19 protein-coding genes are annotated in these 20,260 nt (G+C 30.3%); 15 read left to right on the top strand and 4 right to left on the bottom strand.

All coding sequences use genetic code 11. The features are described from left to right. Nucleotides 1–203 precede the first annotated feature (203 nt). From WG950_RS13825 to WG950_RS13815, 3 genes are read left to right on the top strand one after another with little or no spacing between them, the layout of a single operon-like run. Nucleotides 204–593 carry a (deoxy)nucleoside triphosphate pyrophosphohydrolase gene (locus tag WG950_RS13825; RefSeq protein WP_340933152.1) on the top strand — a complete coding sequence of 130 codons (390 nt, stop codon included), beginning with the start codon at nucleotides 204–206 and terminating at the stop codon, nucleotides 591–593. Continuing rightward, on the top strand, nucleotides 590–3,724 hold the full coding sequence (locus tag WG950_RS13820; protein WP_340933151.1) for a DEAD/DEAH box helicase: 3,135 nt from the start codon (nucleotides 590–592) through the stop codon (nucleotides 3,722–3,724). Before WG950_RS13825 ends, WG950_RS13820 begins: the two co-directional genes overlap by 4 nt. A 29-nt stretch (nucleotides 3,725–3,753) precedes the next feature. Next, on the top strand, nucleotides 3,754–3,948 hold the full coding sequence (locus WG950_RS13815; protein ID WP_340933150.1) for a hypothetical protein: 195 nt from the start codon (nucleotides 3,754–3,756) through the stop codon (nucleotides 3,946–3,948). Nucleotides 3,949–3,959: 11 nt separating this feature from the next. Here the strand turns inward: WG950_RS13815 and WG950_RS13810 are convergent, their stop codons facing one another. Together WG950_RS13810 and WG950_RS13805 are read right to left on the bottom strand one after the other, a co-directional pair. Then, on the bottom strand, nucleotides 3,960–5,852 hold the full coding sequence (locus WG950_RS13810) for a SulP family inorganic anion transporter (protein ID WP_340933149.1): 1,893 nt from the start codon (nucleotides 5,850–5,852) through the stop codon (nucleotides 3,960–3,962). 51 nt (nucleotides 5,853–5,903) lie between these two features. Then, nucleotides 5,904–6,500 carry an NUDIX domain-containing protein gene (locus WG950_RS13805; protein ID WP_340933148.1) on the bottom strand — a complete coding sequence of 199 codons (597 nt, stop codon included), beginning with the start codon at nucleotides 6,498–6,500 and terminating at the stop codon, nucleotides 5,904–5,906. A gap of 7 nt (nucleotides 6,501–6,507) precedes the next feature. Between WG950_RS13805 and pyrE the strand changes: the two genes are divergently transcribed. Further along, the gene (gene pyrE / locus WG950_RS13800; RefSeq protein WP_077809748.1) at nucleotides 6,508–7,149 is read left to right on the top strand and encodes an orotate phosphoribosyltransferase; all 642 of its coding nucleotides are present in this window, start codon (nucleotides 6,508–6,510) and stop codon (nucleotides 7,147–7,149) included. Nucleotides 7,150–7,166: 17 nt separating this feature from the next. Further along, entirely contained in the window at nucleotides 7,167–7,556 is a 390-nt protein-coding gene (locus WG950_RS13795; RefSeq protein ID WP_340933147.1) for an SRPBCC family protein, read from the top strand. Here the strand turns inward: WG950_RS13795 and WG950_RS13790 are convergent. Continuing rightward, nucleotides 7,553–8,284 (bottom strand): biotin--[acetyl-CoA-carboxylase] ligase, encoded by a 732-nt coding sequence (locus tag WG950_RS13790; RefSeq protein WP_340933146.1) that lies wholly within the window; start codon nucleotides 8,282–8,284, stop codon nucleotides 7,553–7,555. The two genes, WG950_RS13795 and WG950_RS13790, sit on opposite strands and share 4 nt — an antisense overlap. A gap of 87 nt (nucleotides 8,285–8,371) precedes the next feature. Here WG950_RS13790 and rsfS point away from each other — a divergent pair, with 87 nt between their 5' ends. The 9 genes from rsfS (at nucleotide 8,372) to WG950_RS13745 (ending at nucleotide 17,479) form a co-directional block, all read left to right on the top strand. After that, the gene (rsfS, locus tag WG950_RS13785; protein WP_077809750.1) at nucleotides 8,372–8,740 is read left to right on the top strand and encodes a ribosome silencing factor; all 369 of its coding nucleotides are present in this window, start codon (nucleotides 8,372–8,374) and stop codon (nucleotides 8,738–8,740) included. A gap of 20 nt (nucleotides 8,741–8,760) precedes the next feature. Beyond that, nucleotides 8,761–10,746: an ATP-dependent zinc metalloprotease FtsH gene (ftsH, locus tag WG950_RS13780; RefSeq protein WP_340933145.1), complete on the top strand. Its 1,986-nt coding sequence runs from the start codon at nucleotides 8,761–8,763 to the stop codon at nucleotides 10,744–10,746. A gap of 21 nt (nucleotides 10,747–10,767) precedes the next feature. After that, nucleotides 10,768–11,352: an LUD domain-containing protein gene (locus WG950_RS13775; RefSeq protein WP_077809752.1), complete on the top strand. Its 585-nt coding sequence runs from the start codon at nucleotides 10,768–10,770 to the stop codon at nucleotides 11,350–11,352. Between the two features lies 1 nt (nucleotide 11,353). Beyond that, a complete protein-coding gene (locus tag WG950_RS13770) occupies nucleotides 11,354–12,148 on the top strand; it encodes a phosphatidate cytidylyltransferase (protein WP_340933141.1) in 795 nt (264 codons plus the stop codon). A gap of 2 nt (nucleotides 12,149–12,150) precedes the next feature. Beyond that, nucleotides 12,151–12,807: a phosphatidylserine decarboxylase family protein gene (locus WG950_RS13765; RefSeq protein WP_340933138.1), complete on the top strand. Its 657-nt coding sequence runs from the start codon at nucleotides 12,151–12,153 to the stop codon at nucleotides 12,805–12,807. Nucleotides 12,808–12,812: 5 nt separating this feature from the next. After that, a complete protein-coding gene (locus WG950_RS13760; protein ID WP_079736984.1) occupies nucleotides 12,813–13,085 on the top strand; it encodes an acyl-CoA-binding protein in 273 nt (90 codons plus the stop codon). Beyond that, entirely contained in the window at nucleotides 13,082–13,696 is a 615-nt protein-coding gene (locus tag WG950_RS13755; protein WP_340933134.1) for a YceI family protein, read from the top strand. The genes WG950_RS13760 and WG950_RS13755 overlap by 4 nt, the downstream gene beginning before the upstream one ends. Nucleotides 13,697–13,945: 249 nt before the next feature. Then, nucleotides 13,946–17,299, top strand: a complete 3,354-nt coding sequence (locus WG950_RS13750; protein ID WP_340933133.1) for a T9SS type A sorting domain-containing protein — start codon at nucleotides 13,946–13,948, stop codon at nucleotides 17,297–17,299. 18 nt (nucleotides 17,300–17,317) lie between these two features. Then, nucleotides 17,318–17,479 carry a hypothetical protein gene (locus WG950_RS13745; RefSeq protein WP_172830846.1) on the top strand — a complete coding sequence of 54 codons (162 nt, stop codon included), beginning with the start codon at nucleotides 17,318–17,320 and terminating at the stop codon, nucleotides 17,477–17,479. A gap of 645 nt (nucleotides 17,480–18,124) precedes the next feature. Here WG950_RS13745 and WG950_RS13740 read toward each other — a convergent pair. After that, a complete protein-coding gene (locus tag WG950_RS13740) occupies nucleotides 18,125–19,000 on the bottom strand; it encodes a TIGR01777 family oxidoreductase (RefSeq protein WP_340933132.1) in 876 nt (291 codons plus the stop codon). Nucleotides 19,001–19,114: 114 nt separating this feature from the next. On the opposite strand from WG950_RS13740, the gene WG950_RS13735 reads away from it, so the two are divergent. Beyond that, nucleotides 19,115–20,239 carry a vWA domain-containing protein gene (locus tag WG950_RS13735; RefSeq protein WP_340935267.1) on the top strand — a complete coding sequence of 375 codons (1,125 nt, stop codon included), beginning with the start codon at nucleotides 19,115–19,117 and terminating at the stop codon, nucleotides 20,237–20,239. Nucleotides 20,240–20,260 lie beyond the last annotated feature (21 nt).

Here is a 20,260-nt window from a genome sequence, read left to right as displayed (position 1 = left end):
TAGTATAAATTCAAAAATATACTAGTATATTTTCAAATATATTCTAGAACTTTTACAAACTTACTCCTGTGCAATGTTGCAATTGCTCAGCAGCTTTGCAGTATTTGCTGCTGTGTTGTGTTGTGATTAGTACCTGAGGGGTATCGATTACTCCTTTATTTTTTATAAATTAGTGCTTATAATTTTTCTTATATGGTTTAATAATGAATAAAACTATCAAAGTTACCTGTGCTATCATTTTATATGACAATGAAGTTTTAGCAGTTCAAAGAAGTGAAACAATGAAACTTCCACTTAAGTGGGAATTTCCAGGAGGAAAAATTGAAGAAGGAGAAACAGAAGTTGAATGTATAAAAAGAGAAATTTTTGAGGAATTAAATATCAAAATTGAAATCAAAAATCAGTTAACTCCTGTGACTCATGAATATCCTGATTTTAAAATTAAATTGATTCCTTTTACTGCTGAATATGTTTCAGGTGAATTAATACTTAAAGAACATGCTAACTCTGTTTTAGTTAATAAAAAAAAATTGATTAATTTAGATTGGGCTGAAGCAGATTTGCCAATTTTACAAGAATATTTATCACTATGAATCAAGGAATTTACGAAGAATTAATAACCCAATTAGTATCTGAAAATTTAAATAAAATTGATAAAGATAAATTCTTTCTAAAGAAAACTTCAATTGACAAAGAGGAAGCCTCAAGTGTTTTATCTAAACATCTAGCTAAAACTTTAAAACATGCATTTCAACTTATAAAAGGCAAAGCCGAATTACAAATTGAAATTGCTAACAAAATAATTAAATTACTTAAAGATGAATTAAATAAACAAGAATTCAATGATGATTTAGTTAGTGTCGAAGGTGAAATTTTAAAGGCAGTATTTTCAAAAACTGATGCGCACTTTTCAAATTTAGATTTAAGATTAAAAGAAATCACTCCTTATACAAGATTAACACAAAGTGAATTATTTACAGGTGGAAACGGTGGTCTATCACTAGAAAGTGAGCTTAAAAAGGAGATTCTTTCGTCTAACGAAATATATCTTCTTGTCTCTTTTATAAAATTTAAAGGTATCATTATTCTTGAAAAAGAGTTAAGAGAATTTACTGAACGTGGTGGAAAACTAAAAGTTATTACAACTACTTATATTGGTGCAACTGATTATAAAGCTATTCAACTACTTTCAAAACTACCAAATACTGAAGTTAAAATATCGTACAATACAAGTAATGAAAGGTTACATGCAAAAGCATATCTTTTTTATAGAAATACTGGATTTCATACAGCATATATTGGCTCTTCTAACTTTTCGAGGTCAGCTTTAACAGATGGTTTAGAATGGAATTTAAAAGTTACAACCAAAGAAGTAAGTCACATAATTGATAAATTCAATAAGACATTTGATTCTTATTGGAATAGTGATGATTTTGAATTATTTGATGATTCTAAACACAAGGAGAAACTTCAAAATGCCTTAAAACAAAGTAAATTTAGTAAACCTTATGAAAACGCAACAGCTTTGTTTGATATTAAACCTTTTCCTTATCAAAAAGAAGTATTAGAAAAACTAGAAGTAGAAAGAACGGTTCACAAAAGATTTAGAAACCTTGTAGTTGCAGCAACTGGAACTGGAAAAACAGTTATTTCTGCGTTTGATTACAAACGTTTTAAACAAAATAACAAATCTGCAAAACTTCTATTCCTTGCACATAGAAAAGAAATCATACAAAAATCATTGTCTACTTTTCAGGGTGTTTTAAGAAATAACAATATTGGTGAATTATGGGTTGACGGAATGGTTCCTGATAATTTTGAATTTGTATTTGCTTCGGTACAATCTGTTAAAAACAAATTTAAAGAATACAATTTAACTCCTGATTATTATGATTACATCATAATAGATGAATGTCATCATCAAACAGCTAATAGTTATAGAGAAATAATAAATCATTTTAAACCAAAGGTTTTACTTGGCTTAACTGCTACTCCAGAACGAATGGATGGTGGAGACATTTTAGAAGATTTTGAGAATAAGATTGCTGCAGAAATTAGATTACCTGAAGCAATGAATCGAAAATTGCTTTGTCCTTTTCAATATTTTGGAATTACCGATAGTGTTGATTTAACAAACGTAAGTTGGTCAAGAGGAAAATATGCACCAAGTGAATTAACAGATTTGTATACAGGGAATGACAGAAGAGCTAGGGAAATCATAGATGCATTAGACAAATACACAAAAGACATAAATGAGGTTAGGTCTTTAGGTTATTGTGCTACAATGGAACATGCAAAATTCATGGCTGAAAAATTTACTTTAGCTGGATTAAAAGCTGACTATTTAACTAGCGAAAACAGTAAAGACAGAGTTTATATTCGTCAGAAATTAGAAAAAAAAGAAATCAATTATCTATTTGTTGTCGACATGTTTAACGAAGGAATCGATATTCCAGAAATCGATACGGTTTTATTTTTAAGACCAACGGAAAGCTTAACAGTCTTTTTACAACAATTAGGAAGAGGATTAAGACTTCATGAAGAGAAAGATTGCTTGACAGTTTTAGATTTTGTTGGAAACTCAAAACCTGAATACAACTTTGAAAGTAAGTTTAGAGCTTTAATAGGTAAAACAAATACAACTGTTTTAAAAGAAATTGAGGACGATTTTCCTCATCTACCTTTAGGTTGCTCTATCATTTTAGAGAAAAAAACAAAAGAAACAATACTTAAAAATATTTCAGCTGCAACCTCATTAAATAAGAATAAGTTAATTCAAAGAATACAGCAATTTCAAAATGACACTAATCTACCTTTAACAATCGGTAACTTTAGTAAGTTTTATAATATACCATTACAATCAATATACAAAAGAGGTAGCTGGAAACGATTATGTCATTTAGCCGGAAAAATTAATGATTTTGATCCGAAAAATGAGAAAGAAATAGTCTCTACCATATCGAATAAATGGCTTTCAACAAATTCGTTAAGCTATTTTACATTCATTTTAAAAATTGCCAAACAAAATTTTAATATAAATATTTCAGAATTCAATCAAAACGAAAAAATCATGCTTTTGATGTTACATTATGATGTTTGGCAAAAAGAAGGTGGTTTTGATTCATTAGAAGAAAGTATTAAAACAATTGGTTTAAATAAAATTTTAATTGAAGAAATTAAAGAAGTTCTCGAATTATTAATCGAAAACATCGACTTTAAAGAATTACCAATTCAACTACCGTATCACCAACCATTGAAATTGCATAGTCGTTATACAAGAGACCAAATTTTATCAGCATTTCAACTTAGTAGTTTTAACAAAAAATCATCTAATAGAGAAGGAACAGCATTAAATAAAGACTTAAATACTGAAATATTATTTATCAATCTTATAAAATCCGAAGAAAACTTTTCACCAACAACAATGTATGATGATTATGCTGTAAATGAATTATTATTTCATTGGCAAACTCAAAATTCTGCTAGACCAGATTTGGGAAAAGGTCTATCATATATCAAGCATAAAGAACAAGAAAAAAGAATTCTTCTTTTTGTTCGAGAAAAAGCAAAAAATGAATTTGGTAAAAGTACCGGTTACGTATTTATTGGAGAAGGAGAAATAAAAGACCATTATGGTTCAAAACCAATGAATATTAATTGGGAATTAAAAGAGCCAATGCCTCTTTATTTATGGAAAGATGCTGCAAAATTATCAATTGGATAAATTATTAACAAAAAATAGTATAATTCAACATGAAAAAAGAAAAGCAAACATTATTTGCTATCTATAAAAACGACATTCATTTAGGAAATGAGAAGGGAAACAATTTAAAAGCTGCAATAAAAAAATATCTTATTGCAGCATTATTTAAGAAATCTTTAAATGATAAAGAATTCGTTTCTTCGTATTCAGGTAAAAAAGCAATTAAAGGTATCCACTTTTTATAGAAATGCCCCTCTTAAAACTTATACTCACCAAGAGGTTTCGGGAACTTCTCTGGGTTTGCAGCTAAGTGATAACGAGGATCGTCGATACCTTCTTCGATAACTCCGTCAAAAATAGGAGATGCTTTGTATAAAAGCACTTTACAATCTTCACTTAAATGCTTTAACGTAACTTTTTTACCCGCTGCCTGGTATTTTTCTACCAAAGCAAATATTGCCTCGATGGCAGAGTGGTCTGAAACTCTAGACTCTACAAAATCTATTTCTATATGTTCTGGATCTGTTTTAATATCAAACTTATCATTAAAAGCAGTAATGCTTCCAAAGAACAAAGGCCCCCAAATTTCGTAAATCTTTGTACCATCTGCTTTAAAACGTTTTCTTGCTCTAATTTTCTTAGCACTTGTCCATGCAAAAGATAAAGCAGAAATAATAACCCCCACAAATACTGCAATGGCTAAATCAAAAAACACGGTTACTGCAGATACAATAATTAATACTGCGGCATCCGATATTGGTATTTTCTTTAAAATTCTAAAACTAGACCAGGCAAAGGTTTCTATAACCATCATAAACATAACCCCAACCAAAGCTGCAATTGGTACTTGTTCTATATATTTATCTGCAAATAAAATAAAGGTTAATAAAGTTAATGCCATCATAACACCAGACAAACGGCCTCTACCACCTGCGTTGATATTAATTACAGTTTGCCCAATCATACCACAACCACCTGTACCACCAAACATACCACTTAAGATGTTACCAGCACCTTGCGCTACACATTCTTTATTACCATTACCTCTAGATTCTGTTAACTCGTCTACCAAGTTCATTGTCATTAGCGTTTCTATCAAACCAACAGAAGCAGCTAAAAAGGCATACGGCGCAATGAATTTTAAAGTGTCTAAATTAAAAGGCAGGTTACTCCATAATTCTAATACATTTAAGTTTTTAGAAAGTTCTGCTATTCCGTTTAAGCCAGCTCCTCCTCCATCTCTAATAAAGTCTCCTACATTTATAGAACCTAAACCACTAAATATAGACACCAATGTTACGATTAAAATAGCTGTTAAAGCTGCCGGTATTTTTGTTGTTAATTTAGGCAAGCCCCAAACAATAAACATGGTTAACAACACCAAACCAATCATAACATACAGTGTTTTACCTTGCATGGTTGTTTTTACCACACCACTATCTTTTACAGTGTAAAAACCTTCTTTATCTGCATTATAGATTACCTTTTTTGTGTTGATATCAAAAACCTGACCTTCTGAAACTAAAAATGCGTCTTGGTTGGTATTTGCGTTTTTAATGGTACTACCTTCTATTGTAAACAACACTGTGCCAGAAGCAAGATCTTTTACTTGATTATTCTCTACTTTATATACCAATTCTTTGGCTGTTGTTTTACGCATATTTTGTCCATAAACATCTTTCTTGTTTTCTGTAAACATACCCAACTGTGCCATAAAAATAACAATAGCCAAACCGTTTACAAATCCCATCATTACAGGGTGCGGAATTAGCCTTACAAACTTACCTAGTTTAAACAAACCGGCAATTACCTGTATAACTCCCATTAAAACCACTGCTGCTAACAGGTAGAAATACCCCATATTTTCTACAGGTGTGTCAAAAAGCAATCCTTTGGCGTGCCCTTCTTGTATCATATTTACAAAAATAACGGCTACAGCACCAGCTGCTCCAGAAATTAATCCTGGTCTACCACCAAAAACAGCAGAAATTAATCCAATAACAAAAGCACCAAACAAGGCCACAATTGGGCTAATTTGCGCTACAAAAGCAAAGGCTACCACCTCTGGTATCATTGCTAAAGAAACCGTTATACCTGCTAATGCATCATCTTTTGCATTTGGCATTATTTTTTTGATAAATCCTGTCATTTTATTGTAGCTTTTTAGAAGTCGGCAAAGATAGAATGTTTTTTGAGAATATTACATATTTAGGTAAGTATCATAAACTAAAGCGATGTTTTTATACGAATTTGTTAACGCTATTGCTGCCTCTTTTTGTTTCTTAAAAACAACCTTTGTAATACCCTCTTCTAATTGTGGTGTTAAAGCGCCCGCATACGTCGTCGTCATCAAATACCAAAAGGTTTCTTTTAGTTTCATTCCGTTTTGAAAATAAACATGGTAGGTAGTAAGTAATGGTTGTTCCAATTGCAAGCCATCTATACCACATTCTTCTTCTACCTCTCTTACAGCAGCTTCTTCTACAGACTCGCCTTTTTCGATTCTTCCTTTAGGTAAATCCCATTTATCAAACCTGTAAATACACAATATTTCTTTGTGGGTATTTAAAACCAAACCACCGGCTGCAGAAACGATATTAAAAGTTTTTAAAAAAGCGCGCCAACCTTCCTCTAAATTGGGCGTATAAAGCGTTATCCCCTTAACACTGTTACTTTTAAGTTTGTGTATAATTTCTTCTGTTACAGAATTTTTTAAAATATACAAAGGAAAATCATTCTCTTTTTTTTGAGAAGATGTTACAATTATTGGCTTATCATTTACAAAAACTTTATACATTTGCGGTATGATTTTAAACAAAGATACGGCAAAAAAAACAGCTGAACTTTTACTACAAGTAAAAGCAATTAAGCTAAACCCAAGCGATCCTTTTAATTGGGCATCGGGTTGGAAATCGCCAATTTATTGCGATAACAGAGTAACGCTTTCATATCCTCCGGTTCGTATTTTCTTAAAAGAAGAAATTGCAAAAATTGTAGAGAAAGAATACGGTAAACCAGATGTAATTGCTGGTGTTGCAACGGGTGCAATAGCAATTGGTATTTTAGTAGCGCAAGAATTAGGTGTACCTTTTATTTATGTAAGACCAGAACCTAAAAAACATGGTAGAAAAAACCAAATTGAAGGGCATTTAGAAAGCGGACAAAATGTAGTGGTTATAGAAGATTTAATAAGTACTGGTAAAAGTAGCTTAAATGCAGTAGATGCTTTAAAAGAAGCGGGCGCTGTTGTTAAAGGTATGGTCGCTATTTTTTCTTATGGCTTTGAGGTTGCAACAGACAATTTTAAAGAAAAGAACGTTGCACTTACTACATTAAGCAACTACGACAACTTGTTAGAACAAGCACTAGAAAGTAATTATATTTCTGAAAAAGAATTGATTACCTTGCACGAATGGAGAAGAGAGCCTAGTACTTGGAATCAATAAAAAAAAAGATTAAAAACATGAATATTACAGGAAACAAAGTTGTGATTGATAAATCGCAAGAAGAATTATTTAACTTTTTTAGCGAATTAAATAATTTTGAAAAAATAATGCCAGAAAACACACAAAAGTTTGAAGTTGATGGCGATTCTTTTTTATTTAGCTTACCAGGAATGCCAGAAATAAGATTGGTATTAAAAGAAAAAACTGAATTTTCTAACATTACCCTTGGTGCTGCTAGCAGTAAATTATCTTTTGCATTGGCTGCGGATATTGTTAAAATTGAAGATACTAAAAGTGAGGTTTCTTTAAATTTTAATGGAGATTTTAACCCAATGATGGCTATGATGGTAAAAAAACCATTATCTAAATTTGTAGATACTTTGACAGAAAATATTTCGAAACTTTAAAGTAAAGAAATTTCTTTAATGCCAAATTCTAAAATGGTTTCATCTTCTACTTCTACTTGAAGCTTACCATCTATAGAAATACCTCGAATTACACCCATAAATAAAGCATTTTTACTATCTTTAAACATAGTAGGAATGTTTTTTTTATGCAACACATGTAAATAGTCTTTTTCTAAAGTCTCAAAATGATCAGATTCTAAAACTGCTATCTTCTCTTTCAACTTTAAAATAAGTAAATCTAAAATTTCTTCTAAATTATAAGGTTTGGGTCTTATCAGTTTTAAAGAACTCGCTTTTTCTAAGTGCTTAGGAAAAACAGTTTGATTTACATTGAGTCCTATTCCGATTACAGAAGATGCTATTTTTGCCCCTTTTAAACTATTTTCAACTAAAACTCCGCAAATTTTCTTGTTTACTGCCAAAATGTCGTTAGGCCATTTAATGGTAACTTTCGGAATTTCTAAAGCTGTTAAAACTTGATAAATGGACAAAGAAACTGCAAAATTCAAGTATCTTCTTTTCGAAATATCCAAATCAGAAAAACGAACAAAAACACTAAATATCAAGTTCTTATAAGGTTCTGAAACCCAAACACTGCCTTGTTGCCCACGACCATTTACTTGGCTATCTGTAACAACAATTGTGTAATTTTCTAGAACAGAATTAGATGCCATTTCTTTTAAAAAAGAATTGGTAGAATCGATGGCACTAAGTTTGATTATTTTCAAGTGTTAAATAAAGTGTAAACAAGTTCAATATTACATAAAATAGTCGCAAAAAAATAATAACTTTGCGTTTAAATTAGAAAAAAATTAATGACAAATAAACAAGTAAGTACAGATGATTTAATATCTGTTATAATTCAGGGAATTGAGGAAGTTAAAGGAGAAGATATTCAATTACTTGACTTACGCGAAATTGAAAATACCGTTTGCGATTATTTTATAATTTGCTCTGGTAACTCCAACACACAAGTAAAAGCAATTTCTGGTTCGGTTCAAAAAATGGTAAGCAAACAGCTAAAAGATAAGCCTTGGCACATAGAAGGTGAAAATATTGCTGAATGGATTCTAATGGACTACGTAAACGTTGCAGTACATATCTTTCAAAAACAAACAAGAGATTTTTATGACATTGAAGGTCTTTGGGGAGATGCAAAAATTACAGAAATAAAACCAGCTTAAATTTTTAGATTTTATAAAAAATGAACGAAAATAAAAAAGACAACAACACAAATACACCAAAATTTAAGTTTAACGCTTATTGGATTTATGGTGCAATTTTAGTATTACTAATTGGATTTCAGTTTTTTAGCAGTGGTGACTTAGCTACTAAAAGCATCTCGAAAAACGAGTTTAATGAAGTTTTAAGAGATAACGATATTTCTAAAATAATTGTAGTTAATAACAACGTCGCTCAGGTTTTTATAAAAGAAGAAGCTATTAAGAAAGAGAAATATCAAAAATTAATAAATTCTACATTTTACAGAAAAGGATCTTCTTTGTACGAATATAATTTTGGTGATTTACAAAATTTTGAAAACAGCTTACAAGAAGCTAAAAAAGAAAACGATTTAACTTTCGATTTAAAAAACGAAAGTAGAACAAGCATGTTAGATACCTTAATTGGTTTTTTACCTTTTATTATCTTAATTGCTATTTGGTTATTCTTTATGCGTAGAATGTCTGGCGGTGGTGCTGGTTCTGGTGGTGGTGGCCAAATTTTTAACATTGGTAAATCGAAAGCTAAGTTATTTGATAAAGACACGAAAGTAAAAACAACTTTTGAAAATGTAGCAGGTTTAGAAGGCGCTAAAGAAGAAGTGCAAGAAATTGTAGATTTCTTAAAAAACCCAGAGAAATATACTTCACTTGGTGGTAAAATACCAAAAGGTGCTTTATTAGTAGGACCTCCGGGAACAGGTAAAACTTTATTAGCAAAAGCTGTTGCAGGTGAAGCTGGAGTACCTTTCTTTTCATTATCTGGTTCAGACTTTGTAGAGATGTTTGTTGGTGTTGGTGCCTCTAGAGTTAGAGATTTGTTTAAACAAGCTGCACAAAAATCGCCTTCAATAATATTTATTGATGAGATTGACGCAATTGGTAGAGCTCGTGGTAAAAATAGCATGACAGGTGGTAACGATGAAAGAGAAAACACATTAAACCAACTGTTAACAGAAATGGATGGTTTTGGTACAGATACAAACGTAATTGTTATTGCTGCAACCAACAGAGCAGATGTTTTAGATAGTGCACTTATGCGTGCTGGTCGATTTGACAGACAAATCTATGTAGACTTACCTAATATTAATGAGCGTAAAGCAATTTTTGAGGTTCATATTAAACCTTTAAAATTAGCAGATGATGTAAATGTTGAGTTTTTAGCACAACAAACACCTGGTTTTTCGGGTGCAGATATTGCTAATATGTGTAACGAATCTGCTTTAATTGCTGCCAGAAATGGTAAAACTGCGATTCATCATCAAGACTTTTTAGATGCTGTAGATAGAATTGTTGGTGGTTTAGAAAAGAAAAACAAGGTAATTACACCAAAAGAGAAAAAAGTAATTGCTTATCACGAAGCTGGTCATGCAACAGTAAGTTGGATGTTAGAACATGCTGCACCCTTAGTAAAAGTAACTATTGTACCAAGAGGACAATCTTTAGGAGCTGCATGGTATTTACCAGCTGAAAGGTTAATTGTGCAAACAGAACAAATGTTAGATGAAATGTGTGCTACACTTGGTGGTAGAGCTGCAGAAAAAATCATCTTTAATAAAATATCTACAGGTGCTTTAAGTGATTTAGAAAAAGTTACTAAGCAAGCAAGAGCAATGATAACGGTTTATGGTTTAAATGAAGAAGTTGGTAATGTTACCTATTACGATTCTTCTGGAAACGATTCTTTTGTGAAGCCTTATAGTGATGATACTGCAAAAAGAATTGACGAAGAAATTTCTAAATTAATCGAAAATCAATACCAAAGAGCTATTGAGTTATTACATAATAATAAGGAAAAATTAACAGTTTTAGCTGAGTTGCTTTTAGAGAAAGAAGTTATCTTTAAAGACGATTTAGAAAAAGTATTTGGTAAAAGACCATTTGAAGCATTAGATGCAGAAGTAAAAGTAGAAAAATTGATTGAAGAAGAAGCGAATGTTCCCCCAGCAGCAGAAAGCACTGAGGAATAATCTAATATTCGACAATTAAGAATGAATTTTTTAAAAAAGATATTTAACATACCGGTTAAAGAAGATAAAGAAATCCAAAGACAAGAAGTAAACTTGTCTTTGGATGATCTTTTTGTACATAATTTCATAGAAAAAGGTGGTAAATTTCTATATTGTTTAAAGAAAGAAGAGGTTTTAGAGAACCTAAAAAGAATACTTTCTGAAAACGATTGGAAAGAAATTTTACTAATAAATGACAATTTACGCAGATTTATAGACGAAGATAAAATTGCAATACACAGTAATTTTAAAAAATCGGTTCCTTTTCTTACTTCATGCGAACATTTAATTGCAGATAAAGGAGAAGTTTTATTTTCTTCCAATCAATTAAAGAGTACCAAATTATCAGAATTATCAGAAAACTTTATTGTTTACGCCACAACTAGTCAACTAGTTAGAAACACTGGCGAGGGTTTAACAGGTATCAAAACAAACTCTAAAGATACTTTGCCAACAAATATATCTTCAGTAAAAAATTATGAAATTAATAAAAAAGATGATAATTTTTTAAATTATGGCAACAGTAATACAAAAAACTTATATTTGCTGCTGTTAGAAGATTTATAATATGCGCAACCTTTTAAGAAGGAGTTTTTCTGGAATCATATATGTTTTAATTTTTATATCTGCTATTCTTTTTTCTAAAGAATCTTATATGGCTTTAATTGCATTTTTTGGTTTTGTTGCCGTTTGGGAACTTTCAAAAATGATTCAATTAAAAAGTATAGGTGCTTATTTACTTTTTGGTTTTTCGCTATTTCTAATAATTAAAAGACCTTACAATTACGCTATCAATATTATTTTGGCTATAAATATTGCATCTTCATTATTTTTAATTTTTCAGTTATTTAAAAAGAAAGAAATTAAATTTAAAACAGAAAGAGATAAACTAGGCTTAACAATAAGATATCTTATTTTTTCTTTTTGTTTCTTAATTTTATTACCTTTTGTAAATGAAGAGTACAGACCTTATATAATGATATCTATCTTAATCCTTATTTGGGTAAACGATAGTTTCGCTTTCTTGGTCGGTAAAAACTTTGGTAAAACAAAATTGTTTGTTTCTGTTTCTCCTAAAAAAACCATCGAGGGTTTTATAGGTGGTTTTGTATTTTCTTTAGTGGCAGCATATTTTATTAGTAGATTAAACAACGATTTTTCTTTACTAAATTGGTTTATCATAGCTACAATTGTTTCTGTAATTGGTACAATTGGTGATTTGGTAGAATCTAAATTGAAAAGACAAGCAAAAATTAAAGACAGTGGTAATATTATGCCAGGTCATGGAGGTATTTTAGATAGGCTAGATAGTTTATTATTTGCGGCTCCGTTTGTATATTTGTATATTAACTTTATTATTTAAGTATGATTCGTTTTCATAAAGAAGGGTATAAAATTATTGTAATTGCTTTTATTTTATCTATTGCAGGTATTTTATTGGCAGATAAATTCATTGAAATTATTTGGCTTGTAAAAGTTATTCAAATAGCGATACTAATATTGCTTTTTACAGTACTTCAATTTTTTAGAAACCCTAAAAGAGTTACCACTTTAGATGAAAGAACTATCATTGCGCCAGTTGATGGTAAAGTTGTTGTGATAGAAGAGGTAGAAGAACCAGAATATTTTAAAGATAAAAGATTACAAGTATCTATCTTTATGTCTCCTATAAATGTACACGTTACTAGATATGCAATGAGCGGTATAATTAAATACAGCAAATACCATCCAGGTAAATATTTAGTTGCATGGCATCCAAAAGCTTCTACAGAAAATGAAAGAACAACGGTTGTTATCGAAAACAATGTAATAGGAGAAGTTTTATACAGACAAATTGCAGGTGCTTTAGCTAAAAGAATTGTAAACTACGCAAAAGAAGGAGAAGAAGTGGTGCAAGGTACTGATGCTGGTTTTATTAAGTTCGGATCTAGAGTAGATTTATATTTACCATTAGGTACAGAATTGGCTGTAAAACTAGGTGATAAAGTAAAAGGAGGCACACAAATTGTAGCAAGAAAATAAATAATATGAATAGTGATTTAGACAAAGAGTTTAAAGAAGCTTTCATTAAAATATCTGAGCTTAAAGAGGCAGTTACACCAGATATTATGCTTAAATTTTATGCGTATTACAAACAAGCTAATTATGGAAGTAATTTACCTTTTGAAAACGATTTAAATGTTAGAAATGCATTTAAATTAAATGCTTGGATGCAATTAAAAGACATGTCTTCTGAAGAAGCAAAACAAGAATATATAAAATTAGCAAACGCAGTATTAAATAAAAAACAATCAAAATGAAAAAAGCATTTATTTTATTATTATTAGTTGCAACAAACATCAGTTTTATCTCTTGTAAATCTGATAAAACAACAGCGAAAACAACACAAAAAGAAGACATCGCTAAGTTTTCTGTAAATAAAGCTGAAAAAGAAATTAATTTTACAGCATATAAATTTACAGAAAAAACACCTGTAGGGGGTCAATTTAGACAAGTAGATGTAATTTCTGGTGGTACTGGAGAAACAATTAAAGAAGCAATTAACAATACAGAATTCTCTATTCCTGTTAGTAGTATTTTTACAAAAGATTCTAGTAGAGATTACAAAATTCAGAAGTTTTTCTTCGGAGTAATGTCTGACACAAAATTACTTTCTGGGAAATTAAATATTGAAAATGATTCTATTGGTAGTGCAACAATTAAAATGAACGGTGTATCTAACAAAGTACCTTTTAAATACACAATTGTAAACAATACTTTTGCCATGAGTGGTAAAATGGACGTTAGTAATTGGAATGCCTTAGATGCTTTAGCTTCTTTAAATAAAGTTTGTGAAGCTTTACATACTGGTTCTGACGGAGTTTCTAAGACTTGGAGCGAAGTTGCACTAAACATCACTACAAAATTCTAAAAATTTGTAACAATAATTCAAAAAATATATTATATTTGGCTGTTAAATTTATGTTAACAGCCTTTTTTTTGCTCTAACATAAGTCTAAATTAACCTTTTTTACCCCTAATATAAATGCCTTAAAAAATTACCCCTAATTTTTTAAGGCACTGTCTTGTCTTAATTATTTTTTCACAATCATTAAGTTTCTTTTCGCAAAACAATGTTTATTTAAACGTAAACTGGCCAAGTTATTCCGGCGAAAATAAAATGGAAATTATTAACTCATCCAATCAAGTTGTTTTATCAATTGATGATAATTTTGGGAATGGAACAAACACAAGTTTTTTAAATCAGAACTCATCAGTTGTAAACCTTCCTAACGGAAATTATACCATAAGAGTTTATGATCAATATGGTGATGATTGGAACGGAACTGGGCCTTACGGAAAAGTTTTTGTAAATAACACCGAAACATTTAGTTTCGACGGAAACTTTCCTAATAACGCCTCAGCTAACACAGCTATTCAATTTGATTTTGCATTTGATATAGGTTTAGATGATGCATCATTTGCTTACACAAATAGTAGTTATTCAATTTCAGACACAGACCCAACTCCTACAATTACCGGAGAAACAGGTGGTACTTTTACTGCAACAGCCGGTTTGGTAATCAATGCTACAACAGGTGTTATCGATCTTTCAGAATCTACTATTGCTAATCATACAATAACGTATACTACAAACGATCCAGATCAAAGTAGTTCTCAGCAAAACATTACAATCAATTTTGCTACATCTCAATACCATAATACTTCAAAAAAATATATAGAATACATTCCGGGTACAATGCCTGTAATTATTTCGGCTCCTCACGGTGGAACTATTACGGGGAGTGAATTAACCACTAGAAGTTGTGGTACTGGTGAAATGGATGATAATACAGATATTTTAATTAGAGAAATACAAAAAAAGTGTTTTGATGAATTTGGAGTTTACCCTTATATAATCATCAATAATCTTAGAAGAAATAAACTAGATCCAAACAGAACTAAAAGTGTAGCAACATGTAATAATACAAGTGCAAACGAATACTTTGATGCTTACCATGATTTTATAGATCAAGCAAGTGCAGATGTGAATACTAAGTTTGGTAAAGGTTTGTATATAGATTTACACGGACAAAGTCACTCGATACCAAGAATAGAAGCTGGTTATAATTTACCAAGTAGCTCTTTTGATGAGGATTTAAATAATACATCAACTAATGCTGCAGAATTAGCAAGAGTTACCATCAAAAATTTAATTGAAAATAACTTACAAAATTTAACTTTTGAAGATTTAGTTAGAGGATCTGAAAGTTTTGGAGGTTTAATGCAAGTTACCGGAGGTTCGGAATATGCTGCTTTAGGACATGCTGGTTGTGGAAGAACTGAAGGATACAGAACTGTACCAAGTCATATTGGAAATGGTGGACAAGGTTCTTGTGATGATACGAATCCTGGTAGTAATGCTTATTTTGCTGGAGACTATTATAGTAATATTAGACATGGTTCTGGTAATACAAGTAACGCAAACTCTGTTGTAGGCGGTGGTGGAACTGTAAACGGTGGTGGTGGTACTATTGATGGTATTATGACAGAAGTTAATAGAAGAGTTAGAGATGTAGGTGCCGAATATGTATCATTATACGGTAGAGCAAATGATGGAAGATCAGCTACAATTCCTTATTTTTCTAGAGATTACGCTAAAGTGTTAGAAAAATTTATCGATTTACATTATAATGATTTTTCTAATTTTTCTTATGATAACACTAGCTACTCTATCAAAGGAGTTAATACAACACCAATCATACAAGGAATTTCGGGTGGAGAGTTTTCTTCAACTTCTGGTTTAGCCTTAAACACTACTACCGGAGAAATTAACGTTGCTTCTTCTACCCCAGGAACGTATACAATTGCATATACTGCACCAAACGTAGGTAGTTTTTATAAAAAAGAAACAGAAATTACCATTAATACAGATGAAGTTACTAATGAGTTTACAGTTACTTCTGGTAATTGGTCTGAACCTTCTAATTGGAGTTTAAATAGAGAACCAATAGCAACAGATAATGTTTTAATTCCTTCTGGAAATACTGTATATTTAGATGGCAATCAAAAATCGATTAATGATATTACTGTAGAAGGAAGCTTAACTATAAATTCAGATAAATCCTTAACAGTTGCTGGTAATTTAGATAATACAGGTAATTTTACAATAGCATCTGGTGCATCTTTAATTGTAAATGGTACCGCAACAGGTAACCTGGTTTACAATAGAAATATTGATGGAAATAAATGGTATTTAATAGGATCTCCACTAGCAGGACAGACTATTGTAGACTTTGCAAACAATCACCCAAGTATTGCTAAAGGATCTGGATCTGGAACTGATAGAAACATTGCTTTGGCTCCTTTTGACAATTCAAAAGCAAATTCTTTAAGATGGTCTTATTATAAAGTTGGTCAAGTTGATGAAATTAATGGTGATGATACTGCAGATTTGTTAGCTCCAGGAAAGGGTTTTACCACTAGATTAACTTCCAATGGAACTTTAGCCTTTACAGGTACAATAAATACCGAAAATGTTTCAAGAACGGTAACTCAGGGTACAAACTCTTTTAACTTAGTTGCGAATCCTTATACTTCTTATTTAAGTAGTGCCGATTTCTTAACTCAAAATTCTGGTGTAGGAAAAAGTTTAAAAACACAAACTTTATGGGTATGGAATCAAAATTTAAACGGTGGATTAGGTGATTATGATACAAGAGTAACTGTTCAAAATTTTGAGATAGCACCAGGACAAGCCTTTTTTGTTGAAGTTGAAAATACTAATGATATCAATTTTTCTGCGGCTGCACAAAGTCACCAAAATACAGATACATTCTTAAAATCTGAGAGACCAGAAATTAAATTGAATATTACAGACGGTACAAATATTAAATTTACAGAAATCTATTATATAGACGGAACAACAACAGGTTTTGACAATGGTTATGATGGAGAAATCTTTAACGGAGTTAGCTCTAATTTTCAAGTTTTTAGCGGTTTAGTTTCTAAAACTGATGAGAAAAAATTAAGTATCCAATCTTTACCTAATAGTAATCATGAAGCAATGATTATACCAATAGGAATTAATGCAAAATCTGGAACAGAAATTGAATTTTCAACAGAAATTAAAAACCTACCAGCTGGTTTAAATGTTTATTTAGAAGATACATCTAAAAATACATTTACAAAATTAAGCGATAGTAACAGCAAACATAAAATTGTTTTAGAAGAAGATTTAAACGGAACTGGTAATTTCTACATACATACTAGAGCCAAAGTATTAGCTACAGAAACAGAAGTTTTAGATAACATATCTATTTATAGTTCTAAAGGTAAAGTAACTATTAACGGTATTGTTAATTCTGATATTAACTTATCGATTTTTACTATTCTTGGTAGTAAAGTTTACAAGACAAACTTTACATCTAATGGTAGATCAGAAATTACATTACCAAAATTATCTAAAGGAGTTTATCTTTTACAAATAAAGAGTAGCACAAATAACATCACAAAAAAAATAATTTTAGAATAATCCCTATACATTCAATAAATGGAAAACAATAAAGACATTACAAGAAAAGAAGCCATAAAAAAAATTGGTAATTATGGTAAATACGCTGCTTTAACTGCTTTAGGAACCTATATGATTTTAAATCCGCAGAAAGCGCAAGCGCAATCACCACTGCCTGAAGCACCTGGTTCAAATTTTTAAAACAATTTTTACACATGATTTTTAAAAGTCTAATAAACCCCAGATACTTTTTAAAATCATAAAGAGAAAGACGAACTTTATAGTTCGTCTTTTTTTTTAGAATATTATTTTAGAATAACTACTAGCTACGAAATTGATAATTTTTAAATGTTTTTTTATGAATAAGTTTACTGCCATCCTAAAAAATAGCAAAAAGATAAATTAAAGGGTGTTTTTCCTGTATTAAATAATTAAACAATCAAAAATTAACATACTAAAGTAGGTTAAAAAATAAATCGAAAACGTTTTCGATTTTCCGCAAACGTTTTCGATTTAATTTTTTTTTTTTGATTCACAAAACTATAATAATTTTACATCGTAGAAACAAAAGACTATTAATCAGGAAATTAATTAAAAAAACTCTATTAAAAACCCCCATGTTAGACTATAGAGATTTCAAACGAAGCCCTAACTTCATTTACATAAATCCCCTAGCTTTTATTACCTATAAGTTATACCCCCATATATTTTATAGGTTATAAAAAACAAAAAAGACGAACTTATCAGTTCGTCTTTTTACTTTAAACTACACCAAACATAACATTCCCCCAAACGTTACATTTAATATATCATAAACTTAATTTATATAAAATAAGCTTGTTTCTATTACATTTTACGCAATGCTTTCTCTAAACTTTCAAATTTAAATTTAAAACCAGTATTTAAAATTTTACTACTAGATAACCTATTACCTTCTAAAAGGATAACTGCCAACTCTCCGAAAACTAATTTTAACAAAAAACCAGGTACGGCTATTGGTAAAAAAGGTCTACCGATAGATTTTGCTAATATTTTAGAAAAAGATTTACTTGTGTGAAATTCTGGAGAAACGGCATTAAAAACTCCTTCAAAATTTTCTTCAACAGATTTTAAATATAAATTACATAAATCTTCGATATCTATCCAAGACATATATTGGTTTCCAGAACCTAACGGAGAAATTATAGGTGTTTTCATTTTTTCTAACGCACCACCTTTTTTAGACAATACAATACCTGTTCTTAATATTGTTACGGATACATTTAACTCTTTAAATTTATTTGCCGCATTTTCCCACTTTAAACAAACCTCTCCTAAAAAATCATCTCCAGATTCATCACTTTCTTTAAAAACATTATTCACTGTTTTTGCTCCGTAGTAATTACTACCCGAAGCAGAGATAAAGCCTTTTAATTGAATATCTAATTTTTTAATTTTATCGAAAAGTAAATTTGCAGTCTCTACCCTACTATCAATAATAATTTGTTTTCTTTTATCAGTCCATCTTTTATCTGCAATACCAGCTCCGGCTAAATGAATTATATAATCGATATTTGTCAATGCTTTTTCATCAACAAATCCTTTAGAAATATCCCATTTAAATTCATTCTTATTTGAAGGGTTTCTGCTAAGAATTCTTACTTCATGATTATTAGCTAGTAAAACTTCTGTTAATTTACTACCAACTAAACCTGTACCTCCTGTAATTAATATTATAGACATACGACAAATATATAGAATTTTGTTTAATCTTTTTGTATTTTTGTAAAACAATAAGGTTTTTAAATTAACTTTTTAGAAAGATTTAAAATAACTAAAAGTTGTATTTTTATTATGATGAAAAAAAATAAAATAAGAAAAGGATTTGTTTTTAAAACTTACGAAGCAGAAAACATCTCTCCTTTTGAAAAACTTTTCGAAATATTTAAAGAACTAATTACACATACTTCTGGTGATTTTGACGAAGCAATCGATTGGTTAAGATCTTTGGATGTAGAGTACAAATTAACCGATGAAAATTATACGATTGATGATTTTGTAGAAGACCTAAAAAAGAAAGGCTACATCAAAGAAGAAATCGATGGTAATGGAGTTGGCGGAACAAAAATTACTGCAAAAACAGAGCGTGCTATTAGACAACAAGCGTTAAATCATATTTTTGGTAAAATTAAAAGAAGCGGTGCTGGTAATCATAAAAGTAAATCGCCAGGAATTGGAGATGAACATACAGGTGATTTTAGAGCATATCAATTTGGAGACTCCTTAGACAAGGTTTCTATGACAGAAAGTATAAGAAACGCACAAGTTAATAACGGAATTAACGATTTTAATCTTACAGAGAATGATTTGGTTGTAGAAGAAACACTACATAAAAGTCAAATGAGTACTGTTTTAATGATAGACATTAGTCATTCTATGATTTTATATGGCGAAGACCGAATTACGCCTGCTAAGAAAGTTGCCATGGCTTTGGCTGAATTAATTACAACAAGATACCCAAAAGACACTTTAGATATTATCGTTTTTGGTAACGATGCTTGGTCTATCAAAATTAAAGATTTACCATATTTACAAGTTGGTCCTTATCACACAAATACGGTTGCGGGTTTAAATTTAGCTATGGATTTGTTAAGAAGAAAAAGAAATACCAACAAACAAATATTTATGATTACAGACGGAAAACCAAGTTGCTTGCGTTTACCCGATGGTCAATATTATAAAAACAGTAATGGTTTAGATAAATACATTGTAAACAAATGTTATGCAATGGCACAACAAGCAAGAAAATTACACATTCCTATTACAACTTTTATGATTGCACAAGATCCGTATTTAATGCAATTTGTTAGAGCATTTACCCAAGCAAATCAAGGAAAAGCATTTTATACCGGTTTAAAAGGTTTAGGAGAAATGATTTTTGAAGACTACGAAACCAATAGAAAAAAAAGAATTAAAGGATAAATAATACAAGTAGTAAAAATA

This window comes from Polaribacter marinaquae, from assembly GCF_038019025.1.
Classification (GTDB): domain Bacteria; phylum Bacteroidota; class Bacteroidia; order Flavobacteriales; family Flavobacteriaceae; genus Polaribacter; species Polaribacter marinaquae.
Note: the sequence above shows the minus strand (reverse complement) of the source record. Positions and strands in the feature narration are given on the sequence as shown.

Coding starts and splice junctions, on each gene's coding strand:
- WG950_RS13760 (WP_079736984.1), top strand. CDS start 12,813: ATGAATAGTGATTTAGACAAAGAGTTTAAAGAAGCTTTCATTAAAATA.
- WG950_RS13765 (WP_340933138.1), top strand. CDS start 12,151: ATGATTCGTTTTCATAAAGAAGGGTATAAAATTATTGTAATTGCTTTT.
- WG950_RS13775 (WP_077809752.1), top strand. CDS start 10,768: ATGAATTTTTTAAAAAAGATATTTAACATACCGGTTAAAGAAGATAAA.
- WG950_RS13815 (WP_340933150.1), top strand. CDS start 3,754: ATGAAAAAAGAAAAGCAAACATTATTTGCTATCTATAAAAACGACATT.
- rsfS (WP_077809750.1), top strand. CDS start 8,372: ATGACAAATAAACAAGTAAGTACAGATGATTTAATATCTGTTATAATT.
- WG950_RS13750 (WP_340933133.1), top strand. CDS start 13,946: ATGGAAATTATTAACTCATCCAATCAAGTTGTTTTATCAATTGATGAT.
- WG950_RS13735 (WP_340935267.1), top strand. CDS start 19,115: ATGAAAAAAAATAAAATAAGAAAAGGATTTGTTTTTAAAACTTACGAA.
- pyrE (WP_077809748.1), top strand. CDS start 6,508: ATGATTTTAAACAAAGATACGGCAAAAAAAACAGCTGAACTTTTACTA.
- WG950_RS13755 (WP_340933134.1), top strand. CDS start 13,082: ATGAAAAAAGCATTTATTTTATTATTATTAGTTGCAACAAACATCAGT.
- WG950_RS13795 (WP_340933147.1), top strand. CDS start 7,167: ATGAATATTACAGGAAACAAAGTTGTGATTGATAAATCGCAAGAAGAA.
- WG950_RS13740 (WP_340933132.1), bottom strand. CDS start 19,000: ATGTCTATAATATTAATTACAGGAGGTACAGGTTTAGTTGGTAGTAAA.
- WG950_RS13745 (WP_172830846.1), top strand. CDS start 17,318: ATGGAAAACAATAAAGACATTACAAGAAAAGAAGCCATAAAAAAAATT.
- WG950_RS13820 (WP_340933151.1), top strand. CDS start 590: ATGAATCAAGGAATTTACGAAGAATTAATAACCCAATTAGTATCTGAA.
- WG950_RS13805 (WP_340933148.1), bottom strand. CDS start 6,500: ATGTATAAAGTTTTTGTAAATGATAAGCCAATAATTGTAACATCTTCT.
- WG950_RS13825 (WP_340933152.1), top strand. CDS start 204: ATGAATAAAACTATCAAAGTTACCTGTGCTATCATTTTATATGACAAT.
- WG950_RS13810 (WP_340933149.1), bottom strand. CDS start 5,852: ATGACAGGATTTATCAAAAAAATAATGCCAAATGCAAAAGATGATGCA.
- ftsH (WP_340933145.1), top strand. CDS start 8,761: ATGAACGAAAATAAAAAAGACAACAACACAAATACACCAAAATTTAAG.
- WG950_RS13770 (WP_340933141.1), top strand. CDS start 11,354: ATGCGCAACCTTTTAAGAAGGAGTTTTTCTGGAATCATATATGTTTTA.